We start from the raw sequence: 12,669 nt of genomic DNA, 5'->3' as shown, positions 1-12,669 counted from the left end.
GCCGGCTGAATCCGCCCTACGACTTCTCACCGTTCTCCGGCACCTCGGCGTCATCGGCGTCATCGGCGTCATCGGCGTCATCGGCGTCATCGGCGTCATCGGCGTCATCGGCGAGGAGGGTCTCGTCCTCGTCCGCCGTGTCAAGCTCCGACTCGTCGTCCGCGACCAATTCGTCGTCGTCGGTCAACTCGTCCGAGTCGTCCTCCGCCGCGTCGGTGTCGTCACCGAGCACCTCGACGATGACGTCGTCCTCGTCCTCGTCATCCAGATCGGTGAACGTCAGCCCCTCCAGCTCGGCCGCACGCTCAGCCGCACCGGTCGAACCATCCTGATCCGCACCAGCCGCCCGGTGGAACCAAACCAGCGCGTCCTCGGTCCGCCCAGCCTCCGCCAGCGCATCGGCGTACGCATAACGCAGCCGCGGCAACCACTCCGCGCGCGTCCGCTTCGTCAGCTCCGGAATCTCCAGCGTCTGGATCGCCGCCGCCGTCTGCCCCATGTCACGCCGGGCACCGGCCGCCACGATCAGCATCTCGATCTGCGAACCCTCTTCCAGATCGATCACCTGCTTCTCCCGCGACAACGCCAGCGCCTTCTCCGGCCGGCCGAGCGCCCGCTCGCAGTCCGCCATCGCCGGCAGCACCTCGTGGTTGCCCGTCATCCGCCGTACCGCACGGAACTCGGTCAGCGCCTCGTCGTAGTGCTCGGACAGGTACGCCGTGATCGCCACAGCTTCCCGTACGCCGCCCAGTCGCGCCGCCAGCCGCCGCGCCGTCTTGGCGTGCGCGTAAGCAAGCTCCGGGTCGTTCTCCAGCAACTGTCCGGACGCCACCAGGTGCTGCGCGACCAGGTCGGCCAGCGTGCGCGGCAACGACCGAAGCTCGGCCTTCACGCCACGGTCAAGCTCCGCACCGGTGATACCGGCCGGGATGACCGGGTCGTCCTTGCGCGGACCGACTCTCTCTTCGTCGTCCCGCCCGACGCCACGTCCACCGCGCTCCCGCTCGTTCCGCCCACGGCCACCGCGCTCCTCGCGACGAGGCCCGGACCGGTCATCACGACGCGGCCCACGGTCGTCCCGCTGCGGCGCCGCACTCTGGTACCCGGTCCGCTCGTCACGCCGCGGCACAGAGCCGGTGCGGTCATCGCTCCGCGGCCCGGTCCGCGCACCACCCTTGAACCCGGTCGGCCGCCCATCGCGCGGCGGCACACTCCGCTGCCCACCCTGGTATCCACCAGTCCGCGGCGCACTCCGGTCATCCCGCCCAGCACCACGAGGCGCCCCACGGTCATCGCGCCGAGGCGCACTGCGCTCGTCACGGCTGTACCCACCACGGTCGTCACGCTGGGGCGCACTGCGGGGCGCACCACGGTCGTCACGGTTGTACCCGCCACGGTCATCGCGCTGCGGTGCACTGCGGGGCGCACCACGGTCGTCACGGTTGTACCCGCCACGGTCATCGCGCTGCGGTGCACTGCGGGGCGCACCACGGTCATCGCGGTTGTACCCCCCACGGTCGTCCTGACGCGGCGTGCTGCGGTCATCCCGCCCGTAGCCACCCCGGTCATCACGACGCGGAGCGCTACGGTCGTCACGACCGGCGCCACCACGGTCATCGCGCCGAGGCGCACCACGGTCGTCACGGTTGTACCCGCCACGGTCATCACGCTGCGGCGCACTGCGAGGCGCACCACGGTCATCGCGGTTGTACCCGCCACGGTCATCGCGCTGCGGCGCACTGCGGTCGTCACGGTTGTAGCCACCGCGGTCGTCGCGGCGCGGGGCGCTGCGGTCGTCGCGGTTGTAGCCGCCACGGTCGTCTCGCGGGGCACCACGATTGTCGCCGCGCGGCGCGGAGCGGCCGTCGGAGCCTAGACCCGAACGGCTGTCGCGGTTGTACCCACCACGGTCATCACGCTGCGGCGCACTGCGGTCGTCACGGTTGTAGCCACCGCGGTCGTCGCGACGCTGCCCACGGTCGTCACCACGCTCCGGCAACTGCCCACGGAACGGATCGCGACCCGGGTCACCCTTGTCGTCCCAGCGCGTGTTCCGCTTGGGAGCCGGCTTGTCGTCCCGCCGCGGCCCACCGCCGTAGCCGCCACCGCCGGCACCACGCGGGCCACCACTGGAGCTACCACCACGAGGACCACCGGTCGACCCACCACGAGGCGCCCCAGAAGAGCTGCCACCGCGCGGACCACCGGATGAACTACCGCCGCGGGGCCCACCCGAAGAACTGCCGCCGCGAGGCGCACCTGACGAGCTGCCGCCCCGAAAACCGCCGGAGCCCGATCCTCCGGAGCTGGATCCACCAGAGCTCGACCCGCCGGAGCGAGGACCTCCAGTGCTTCCGGACCGTCCACCGCCGGCACGACCCGATCCGCCGGACGAACCACGGCCAGAGCGATCGCCCGGGCCAGAGCGGGGGTTGCGAGGTGGCGTAGCCACGGTGACTCCTATCGGTCGTACGAGAAAAAACGGCGCTCAGACAAAAGTACAGGCACATGCATTAAGGGCCACCCAGTGGATGGGTGGCCCTTAACAGTGTGAATGTCCGGCGACGTCCTACTCTCCCACGACCTACCGGTCGCAGTACCATCGGCGCTGTCAGGCTTAACTTCCAGGTTCGGAATGGAGACTGGGTGTTTCCCTGACGCTATGGTCACCGTAACTCTATAGAAATATCAACCAACCACACCTCGTCACCGTGCTCACCCGTACTGGGTGGGCCGGGCTGGGGTTGACCGTATTCCGGGAACCGTATAGTGGACGCAAACTTCTTTTCGCAGCAGTCTGTTGCCAACCATTGGTTGGGTGTTTGAGACAAGCCCTCGGCCTATTAGTACCAGTCAGCTCCACACCTTACGGTGCTTCCACCTCTGGCCTATCAACCCAGTGGTCTACTGGGGGCCTTACCCGATTAACTCGGTGGGAGACCTCATCTTGAAGCGTGCTTCCCGCTTAGATGCTTTCAGCGGTTATCACTTCCGAACGTAGCCAACCAGCCGTGCTCCTGGCGGAACAACTGGCACACCAGAGGTTCGTCCACCCCGGTCCTCTCGTACTAGGGGCAGCTCTTCTCAAGTCTCCTGCGCGCGCAGCGGATAGGGACCGAACTGTCTCACGACGTTCTAAACCCAGCTCGCGTGCCGCTTTAATGGGCGAACAGCCCAACCCTTGGGACCTACTCCAGCCCCAGGATGCGACGAGCCGACATCGAGGTGCCAAACCATCCCGTCGATATGGACTCTTGGGGAAGATCAGCCTGTTATCCCCGGGGTACCTTTTATCCGTTGAGCGACGGTGCTCCCACATGCCACCGCCGGATCACTAGTTCCGACTTTCGTCCCTGCTCGACATGTCTGTCTCACAGTCAAGCTCCCTTGTGCACTTACACTCGACACCTGATTGCCAACCAGGCTGAGGGAACCTTTGAGCGCCTCCGTTACCTTTTAGGAGGCGACCGCCCCAGTCAAACTACCCACCAGGCACTGTCCCTGATCCAGATAATGGACCGAAGTTAGACAGCCAGAACAACCAGAGTGGTATTTCAACGATGACTCCACCCGAACTGGCGTCCGAGTTTCACAGTCTCCCACCTATCCTACACAAGTTGTACCGACCACCAATACCAAGTTGTAGTAAAGGTCCCGGGGTCTTTCCGTCCTGCTGCGCGTAACGAGCATCTTTACTCGTAATGCAATTTCGCCGAGTCCATGGTTGAGACAGCGCCCAAGTCGTTACGCCATTCGTGCAGGTCGGAACTTACCCGACAAGGAATTTCGCTACCTTAGGATGGTTATAGTTACCACCGCCGTTTACTGGCGCTTAAGTTCAAAGCTTCGCCGGCCTAAACCAGCTAACCTGTCCCCTTAACGTTCCAGCACCGGGCAGGCGTCAGTCCGTATACATCGAATTACTTCTTCGCACGGACCTGTGTTTTTAGTAAACAGTCGCTTGGGCCTGGTCTCTGCGGCCATCAACGCTTCCGAGAGCAAGTCTCGTCACGCATCCGGCCCCCCTTCTCCCGAAGTTACGGGGGCATTTTGCCGAGTTCCTTAACCATGGTTCACTCGATCGCCTTGGTATTCTCTACCTGATCACCTGTGTCGGTTTGGGGTACGGGCGGCTCTAACACTCACTACGAAGTTTTTCTCGGCAGCATGGGATCATCCACTTCCCCTCAACGGGTCCGCCTCGGTTCTCAGGCTATATGAGACACGGATTTGCCTATGCCTCGCCCTACCACCTTGCCCGCGGATCAGCTTGCGCCTACCATCGCCGCGGTTGGACTGCCCTCCTGCGTCACTCCTTAGTGCACCTAATACCAGTTCGGGTCAACGACTCCACCAATCAACCCGAAGGTCTCATGGCTTTGTGGTCTTAGCATCACCAGGTTCGGTCGGGTCGTGTTAATGCCGGTACGGGAATATCAACCCGTTGTCCATCGACTACGCCTGTCGGCCTCGCCTTAGGTCCCGACTTACCCAGGGCAGATTAGCTTGACCCTGGAACCCTTGATCATTCGGCGGACGGGTTTCTCACCCGTCATTCGCTACTCATGCCTGCATTCTCACTCGTGCAGCATCCACAACTAGATCACTCTGCTGCTTCACACGCTGCACGACGCTCCCCTACCCATCCACACACCTGGACACCAATCAAGTCGGTGCCGAGTACAAATGTGAATGCCACAGCTTCGGTGGATTGCTTGAGCCCCGCTACATTGTCGGCGCGGAATCACTTGACCAGTGAGCTATTACGCACTCTTTCAAGGGTGGCTGCTTCTAAGCCAACCTCCTGGTTGTCTGGGCAACTCCACATCCTTTTCCACTTAGCAATCGCTTAGGGACCTTAGCTGGTGATCTGGGCTGTTTCCCTCTCGACGACGGAGCTTATCCCCCGCCGTCTCACTGCCGCGCTCTCACTTACCGGCATTCGGAGTTTGGCTGATTTCGGTAAGCCGGTAAGCCCCCTAGACCATCCAGTGCTCTACCTCCGGTAAGAAACACGCGACGCTGCACCTATATGCATTTCGGGGAGAACCAGCTATCACGGAGTTTGATTGGCCTTTCACCCCTATCCACAGGTCATCCCCCAGGTTTTCAACCCTGGTGGGTTCGGTCCTCCACGCGGTCTTACCCGCGCTTCAACCTGCCCATGGATAGATCACTCCGCTTCGGGTCTAGAGCATGCGACTAAAGCGCCCTATTCAGACTCGCTTTCGCTACGGATACCCCTCACGGGTTAACCTCGCCACATACCACTAACTCGCAGGCTCATTCTTCAAAAGGCACGCCGTCACACCCACACAAGGTGAATGCTCCGACGGATTGTAGGCAATCGGTTTCAGGTACTATTTCACTCCCCTCCCGGGGTACTTTTCATCTTTCCCTCACGGTACTAGTCCGCTATCGGTCACCAAGAAGTATTTAGGCTTAGCGGGTGGTCCCGCCAGATTCACACGGGATTTCAAGAGTCCCGTGCTACTTGGGAAAACACTCGGAAGTCACTGTCTTACGCCTACGGGGCTGTTACCCACTACGGCTCAACTTTCCAGAAAATTCGACTTCAACAGTGATTTATAACTCCCTGACCCCACGGCATTAAGGCCTGAATGCTCCCACAACCCCATGTACGCAACGCACGCCGGCTATCACACGCACATGGTTTAGCCTCATCCGCTTTCGCTCGCCACTACTCACGGAATCACTATTGTTTTCTCTTCCTGCGGGTACTGAGATGTTTCACTTCCCCGCGTTCCCTCCAGAACCCTATGTGTTCAGGCACTGGTAACTGGCTTTAGAGTGCCAGCTGGGTTTCCCCATTCGGACACCCCCGGATCACAGCTTGGTTGCCAACTCCCCGGGGCTTATCGCAGGCTCCTACGTCCTTCATCGGCTCTTGGTGCCTAGACATCCACCGATTGCCCTTAGTAGCTTGTCAAAAAAACAACAAAAACAACTACTGAAGATGCTCGCGTCCACTATACAGTTCTCAAAATACGGGCAGGAAAACCAGCCCTACATCACCACTACCCTCGGACAATCCTCGCAAAGGGAAAACCCACCCCTACAAGCATCACCACCAGGAGTTTGGTGAGAGCCGGCCCCAGCCACACAGCTACACCCAGATCCGCAAAGATACAGGTAGTAGTAGTGACCCAGAAAAACCAGTCCAAGAAAACCCGAAGGTTCCCATGGCCCGATTCTTCAGGACCCAACAGCGCGCCTCGGCCACTCACCCAATCCTTGCCTCTGTTCCACGCTCACTTCCCCGAAGAGAAGATCGCAGTACTAAGACACTCAGACGAGTTCCTGGCCTAATGGTCAATGTTCCACATTCCGAAGCATCATCGCCCTGGAACGGATGTCCAGGAAACGACGAGTAGACAACCACACTCTTACGAGCCATGGCTGTCAATGCTCCTTAGAAAGGAGGTGATCCAGCCGCACCTTCCGGTACGGCTACCTTGTTACGACTTCGTCCTAATCGCCAGCCCCACCTTCGACGGCTCCCTCCACAAGGGTTAGGCCACCGGCTTCGGGTGTTGCCGACTTTCATGACGTGACGGGCGGTGTGTACAAGGCCCGGGAACGTATTCACCGCAGCGTTGCTGATCTGCGATTACTAGCGACTCCGACTTCATGGGGTCGAGTTGCAGACCCCAATCCGAACTGAGACCGGCTTTTTGGGATTCGCTCCACTTTGCAGTTTCGCAGCCCTTTGTACCGGCCATTGTAGCATGCGTGAAGCCCTGGACATAAGGGGCATGATGACTTGACGTCATCCCCACCTTCCTCCGAGTTGACCCCGGCAGTCTCCTATGAGTCCCCACCATAACGTGCTGGCAACATAGGACGAGGGTTGCGCTCGTTGCGGGACTTAACCCAACATCTCACGACACGAGCTGACGACAGCCATGCACCACCTGTATAGGACCCTTACGGACCCCCCATCTCTGGAGGATTTCCCTATATGTCAAACCCAGGTAAGGTTCTTCGCGTTGCATCGAATTAATCCGCATGCTCCGCCGCTTGTGCGGGCCCCCGTCAATTCCTTTGAGTTTTAGCCTTGCGGCCGTACTCCCCAGGCGGGGCGCTTAATGCGTTAGCTGCGGCACGGAGGACGTGGAATGTCCCCCACACCTAGCGCCCAACGTTTACGGCGTGGACTACCAGGGTATCTAATCCTGTTCGCTACCCACGCTTTCGCTCCTCAGCGTCAGGTAAGGCCCAGAGAGCCGCCTTCGCCACCGGTGTTCTTCCTGATATCTGCGCATTCCACCGCTACACCAGGAGTTCCGCTCTCCCCTGCCTACCTCTAGTCTGCCCGTATCGGAAGCAGGCTCGGAGTTGAGCTCCGAGTTTTCACTCCCGACGTGACGAACCGCCTACGAGCCCTTTACGCCCAATAATTCCGGACAACGCTCGGACCCTACGTATTACCGCGGCTGCTGGCACGTAGTTGGCCGGTCCTTCTTCTGCAGGTACCGTCACTCTCGCTTCGTCCCTGCTGAAAGAGGTTTACAACCCGAAGGCCGTCATCCCTCACGCGGCGTTGCTGCGTCAGACTTTCGTCCATTGCGCAATATTCCCCACTGCTGCCTCCCGTAGGAGTCTGGGCCGTGTCTCAGTCCCAGTGTGGCCGGTCGCCCTCTCAGGCCGGCTACCCGTCGACGCCTTGGTAGGCCATTACCCCACCAACAAGCTGATAGGCCGCGAGCCCATCCCCCACCGCCAGAACTTTCAACCCCGAGCCATGAAGCCCGAAGTGATATCCGGTATTAGACCCCGTTTCCGAGGCTTATCCCGAAGTGAAGGGTAGGTTGCTCACGTGTTACTCACCCGTTCGCCGCTCGTGTACCCCCGAAGGGGCCTTACCGCTCGACTTGCATGTGTTAAGCACGCCGCCAGCGTTCGTCCTGAGCCAGGATCAAACTCTCCGTTGAAATCTATATGTAACCCGCCTCCAAAGAGGCGAGGAACAGACTACTTTGAGTGACCCTTTGATATCTCAGAAACAATCAAACTGACTTGAATCATAATTTCTCAAAGGAATCCGAACACAAACAAAGAACAACCCCCACCAAGAAACCAGATAGGCCCCTGATGAAAAAGATCGCCCAATGCCGTGAAACGGGATAAAACAAATTTCGGCATTGACTTTCGGCACGCTGTTGAGTTCTCAAGAATCGGACGCACACCGCGTCGATGACCTCTCGGCCAGGACTCCGGGGCAACCTGCGCTACTTTACCGGACCAGATCAACCGAGTCAAGACTCAGATTTTTCCGATCCGTACCCCGCATCAGAGGCTACCGACCCGGATCAAAGACACGGTGCGGCTCAGCTACTCTGGGGGCTTCGGAGCGACCGGCCGCTTGCGCGTCCCGCACTCGCTCCAACAAGAAGAACATTACGTGGCGGACAGGTAACCGGTCAAATCGGATCCCGGAGGCCTGAATCACAGGGCTGTAATTTGCCTCCGGCACCCGCTTCATGGCATAGCTCAGTCCGCGGCCGACGAGGTCAGCACGCCGGCGAACGAACGCTTCCCGCGCCGCAGTACCAGCACACCCCCGGGCAGCAGATCCTCGCCGGTAGGGACGTACTCGGGATCGCTGACCTTCGCGTTGTTCAGGTACGCGCCACCTTCGGAGATCGTCCGGCGCGCGGCGGACTTGCTGGCCACCAGCTCCGAGAGCACCAGCAGGTCGGTGATGGTGGGCATCTGCTCGTCCGGCTTGAGCTCGTAGTGCGGCGCCTCTCGCAGCGCTGCCACCAACGTCGACCCCTGCAGAGCCTGCAACTCCGACTGGCCGAAGAAGGCCTTGGCCGCGAGCTTGACCTGCTCGGTCTCCTCGGCGCCGTGCACCAGCGTCGTCACGTCCTCCGCCAGCAACCGCTGGGCCTCCCGAGCATGCGGGCGCTCGGCAGTCGCCTCCTCGAGCGCCGCGATCTCCTCGGCCGTCCGGAAGGTGTAGAACCGCACCAGCTGCATCACGTCACGGTCGTCGGTGTTGAACCAGAACTGGTAGAACGCGTACGGCGAAGTCAGCTCACGGTCCAGCCACACGGTCCCCGACTCGGTCTTGCCGAACTTGGTCCCGTCCGCCTTGGTCACCAGCGGCGTGGCCAGGGCATGAGCCTTCCCGCCGTCCGAGCGCCGGATCAACTCGACCCCGGCGGTCAGGTTCCCCCACTGGTCACTGCCACCGGTCTGCAAGGTGCACCCGTGGCGCCGGTAGAGCTCCAGGTAGTCCAGGGACTGCAGCAGCACGTAGCTGAACTCCGTGTAGCTGATTCCCTGCTCCAGCCGGGCCTTCACCACCTCCCGCCCGAGCATCCGGTTCACCGGGAAGTGCTTGCCGATGTCGCGGAGGAAGTCGAGCGTGTTGAGGTCCTTGGTCCAGTCGTAGTTGTTGACCATCCGGGCCGGGTTCGGCAGCGACTGGTCGAAGTCGACGAACCGCTCCACCTGGCCGCGGACCTTCTGCACCCACTGCTCGACCAGGTCCCTGGGGTTGAGCACCCGCTCGGCCGACTCCTTGGGGTCACCGATCAGGCCGGTGGCGCCGCCGACGAGCCCGATCGGGTTGTGGCCGGCCAACTGGAGCCGCCGAAGCGTCAGCAGCTGCAGCAGGTTGCCCATGTGCAGACTCGGCGCGGTCGGATCGAACCCGACGTACGAGGTGATGGGTCCGGCGGCCATCGACGCACGGAGCGCGTCCGGGTCGGTGGAGTGCGCGATCAGGCCACGGCTCTCCAGGTCGTCGAGCACCTGGGTGCGGCTAGCGGTCCCGCTGTCGGTCACTTGTCTCTCCTCGTGTCACGTCAGATCACGACAAGTGTCCTGCACCAGCCCCGGCCTGCGGGCGCGGGGTCAGCCTGACTCGGGCCGCGACAGTACTGCGCGCAGCTGGGCGACCAGTGCGTGTCCGTCGGGCCCGTGCACCGTCGCGGCCGTCGGGCGATGGGGATCGTGAGCGCCAGGGTCCGGGTTCGGCAGAGGCAGACCGTGGGACAGCACCTGCTCGGCAGGCGTCAGCTGACGGATGCCGATGGCGCGTACGTGATCCGGGTGCGTCTGGGCGAAGTCGCCGTACAACTGCGGATCGTGCTGCCCGTCGTCGCCGACCAGCACCCACTTCACCTGCGGGAACTCGGCGGCCAGGCGGCGCAGTGCCGTGCTCTTGTGCTCGCGCCCGCTGCGGAACCAGCCCGTGTTGGTCGGTCCCCAGTCGGTCATCAGCATCGGTCCGGCGGGATAGCCGTGCCGGTCGAGGAACCTGGTGAGCGTCGGTGCCGTGTTCCAGGCGCCGGTCGACAGGTAGAAGATCGGCGCACCCGGATGGTCGGCCAGCAGTTCGGCGTACATCTCCGCCATGCCCGGCACCACTCTGCGCGCCTGCTCCTCGCGGACGAAGGTGTTCCAGGCCGCGATCAGTGGCCGCGGCAGCATCGTCAGCATCACCGTGTCGTCGATGTCGCTGACCAGACCGATGGTGGCGTCCGGGTCGGGCACGAAGACCTTCCCCCGCGCCTGCCGCTCGCCGTGCACGCCCAGACTGACCTCATGCCAGCCGGGCGGCAGCGCCACCGGCACGCTGAGGTCCACGAAGCCGCCACGGTCAGTGGTGGCCTCGAAGGTCTCGCCGGCCACAGTGACCGACACCTGTACGGCGGTCGCCGGCGCGGTGACGAAGACCCGCCAGCCACGGACCACCTGGTCTTCGTCGTACCGGGGCTGGTTGCGCGGGTCGCGGCTGAGCACGACCCGGGCCAGCACCCGGGTGAACTCCGGAGTGCCGTAGCCGACGTGCGGAATGATCCGTTCCCGCCAGCCACGGCGGCGCAGGAGAACCCCGATTCCGACGTTGAACCAGTCCTCCAGGCGGGAGGAGTAATGCGGACGGGCCATGTCCGAAACCTACCCGTTCACCGGGCCTGTACGCGCACCGGGCGGACTGTCCCCGGCGACCTTTACAGTCTCGACATGACTCAGACCTCCGCAGCTCTCGGAATGTGCTTCCCGCGGACCTACCCGGCCGCCCTGGTCACCGACGTCGCCCGCCGTCTCGACGCCGGCGGCGCGGACGAGCTGTGGCTGATCGAGGACTGCTTCTACACCTCCGGTCCCTCGCTGGTCGCGGCCGCCCTGACAGCGACCGAGCGGCTCACCTGCGGGCTCGGCATCGTGCCTGCCGTCGCCCGGACCGCGGCCATCACCGCGATGGAGTTCGCCACGCTCACCGCGCTCGGCCCGGGGCGGTTCCTCCCCGGCATCGGGCACGGCGTGCAGGCGTGGATGGGGCAGATGGGAGTCCGGCCGAAGTCGCCGCTGACGGCGCTCGACGAGGTGACCACCGCGGTGACCCGGCTGCTGGCCGGCGAGAACGTGACGATGCAAGGCCAGTACGTCGTCCTGGACGATGTGCAACTCGATGCGCCGCCGGTCATGCCACCGCCGATCCTGCTCGGCGTCCAAGGGCCGAAGTCGCTCGCTCTGGCCGGCCGGATCGCCGGTGGCGTCGTGCTCGCGGAGCCGGCCAGCCCGTCGTACATCAGGGCGGCGATCGAGCACGCCGGTGCACCGGAGAACTTCGAGGTGGCGGTCTTCAGCGCGCTCTGTGTCCGTAACGACCGCAAGTCGGCGTACGAGTGGACGGCGCCGTGGCTGGCGGGGCTGATCGAGGCAAAGAGCCCGGCGCTGCCGCCGCTGCCGTTCTTCGACGATCTGGTCAAGCTGCACGGCGAGAAGGGTGCCGACGGACTCGCCACGATGCCGCAGGACTGGTGGCAGGAGATCGGGCCGATCGGCACTCTCGACGATGCCGCCGAGCACATCGCGGCGGTCGAGGCGGCCGGTGCTCAGCACATCGCGCTGTTCCCGGACCCTGACGTCGAGCACGGTCTTCCTCAACTCGACTATGTGCTGGAGCTGGCCAACCGCTAGACGCGTTTCTTGGGCATGTGCGGCTTGTACGGCGAGACCGTTGGGTCGCCGGGGATCCAGAAGCGCCAGGGCCAGTCGGGTGCGTCGCGCAGGCCTACCCGGGGGCCGGTGGCCGGGGCGCCGTCGAAGCCTGGGCCGGGCAGCAACTGGACTGCTGACCCGCGGGCCAGCAGGTCGATGCCGTTGGATTCGCGGGCGATGCCTAGAGCGACACACATGCGGGCGGGGCCGCGGGCGAGATCCCGGTCAGGATGCGGCTTGACGCGGGGTGTCGAGGCAGGTGTTGCGAGCAGCGGGTCGGGTCGGCCTGCGTCCGTTACTCGCGGCTTCGCCGCATCGTGCGGTGGCGGGGTAGCGAAGCCTCGTCTTTCCCGGGCCAGCTCGATGCCTTCGACTACCTCGCCGGCTCGCAGCAGTACGGCGGACGGCTTGCCGTCCGGGCCGGCGACGACGTTCATGCAGAAGTGCATGCCATAGGTGAAGTAGACGTAGAGATGACCCGGCGGGCCGAACATCACCGCGGTCCGCGGGGTCTCACCGCGGTACGCATGCGAGCCGGGGTCGTTCGCGCCGTCGTACGCCTCGACTTCCGTGAGGCGTACGGCGACTGTGCCCTCGTCCGTGGTCCGGCGCAGCATCATGCCGAGTAGCTTGGGTGCGACGTCCAGGACGGGACCGGCCAGCAGGGTACGGCGTACGGGCATGCAG

At 63.3% G+C, this 12,669-nt stretch carries 6 protein-coding genes and 3 rRNA genes; 1 reads left to right on the top strand and 8 read right to left on the bottom strand.

Annotated elements, in window-relative coordinates:
• Positions 1-16 precede the first annotated feature (16 nt).
• The 7 genes from OX958_RS11110 to OX958_RS11080 all read right to left on the bottom strand — a co-directional run bounded on the left by OX958_RS11110 (position 17) and on the right by OX958_RS11080 (position 10,926).
• The gene (locus tag OX958_RS11110) at positions 17-892 is read right to left on the bottom strand and encodes a hypothetical protein (RefSeq protein WP_270137198.1); all 876 of its coding nucleotides are present in this window, start codon (positions 890-892) and stop codon (positions 17-19) included.
• Entirely contained in the window at positions 889-1,752 is an 864-nt protein-coding gene (locus OX958_RS11105) for a hypothetical protein (RefSeq protein ID WP_270137197.1), read from the bottom strand. The genes OX958_RS11110 and OX958_RS11105 overlap by 4 nt, the downstream gene beginning before the upstream one ends.
• 804 nt (positions 1,753-2,556) lie before the next feature.
• A 5S ribosomal RNA gene (gene rrf, locus OX958_RS11100) occupies positions 2,557-2,674 on the bottom strand.
• Between the two features lie 149 nt (positions 2,675-2,823).
• A 23S ribosomal RNA gene (locus OX958_RS11095) occupies positions 2,824-5,950 on the bottom strand.
• 487 nt (positions 5,951-6,437) lie between these two features.
• A 16S ribosomal RNA gene (locus tag OX958_RS11090) occupies positions 6,438-7,955 on the bottom strand.
• Together the 16S, 23S and 5S rRNA genes form the textbook arrangement of a ribosomal RNA operon.
• 559 nt (positions 7,956-8,514) lie before the next feature.
• Positions 8,515-9,819, bottom strand: coding sequence for a tyrosine--tRNA ligase (gene tyrS, locus OX958_RS11085; protein ID WP_270137196.1), 1,305 nt, complete (start codon positions 9,817-9,819; stop codon positions 8,515-8,517).
• Between the two features lie 69 nt (positions 9,820-9,888).
• The gene (locus OX958_RS11080) at positions 9,889-10,926 is read right to left on the bottom strand and encodes an App1 family protein (protein WP_270137195.1); all 1,038 of its coding nucleotides are present in this window, start codon (positions 10,924-10,926) and stop codon (positions 9,889-9,891) included.
• A gap of 75 nt (positions 10,927-11,001) precedes the next feature.
• On the opposite strand from OX958_RS11080, the gene OX958_RS11075 reads away from it, so the two are divergent.
• Positions 11,002-11,961 carry an LLM class flavin-dependent oxidoreductase gene (locus OX958_RS11075; protein ID WP_270137194.1) on the top strand — a complete coding sequence of 320 codons (960 nt, stop codon included), beginning with the start codon at positions 11,002-11,004 and terminating at the stop codon, positions 11,959-11,961.
• Here OX958_RS11075 and OX958_RS11070 read toward each other — a convergent pair.
• Entirely contained in the window at positions 11,958-12,665 is a 708-nt protein-coding gene (locus OX958_RS11070) for a DNA-3-methyladenine glycosylase (RefSeq protein ID WP_270137193.1), read from the bottom strand. The two genes, OX958_RS11075 and OX958_RS11070, sit on opposite strands and share 4 nt — an antisense overlap.
• Positions 12,666-12,669: the final 4 nt, after the last annotated feature.

The organism is Kribbella sp. CA-293567, assembly GCF_027627575.1.
Taxonomy (GTDB): domain Bacteria; phylum Actinomycetota; class Actinomycetes; order Propionibacteriales; family Kribbellaceae; genus Kribbella.
Note: the sequence above shows the minus strand (reverse complement) of the source record. Positions and strands in the feature narration are given on the sequence as shown.

What these genes read in the sequence shown, in the direction of transcription:
- OX958_RS11075 (WP_270137194.1), top strand. Translation starts at nt 11,002, where the DNA reads ATGACTCAGACCTCCGCAGCTCTCGGAATGTGCTTCCCGCGGACCTAC.
- OX958_RS11080 (WP_270137195.1), bottom strand. Translation starts at nt 10,926, where the DNA reads ATGGCCCGTCCGCATTACTCCTCCCGCCTGGAGGACTGGTTCAACGTC.
- OX958_RS11070 (WP_270137193.1), bottom strand. Translation starts at nt 12,665, where the DNA reads ATGCCCGTACGCCGTACCCTGCTGGCCGGTCCCGTCCTGGACGTCGCA.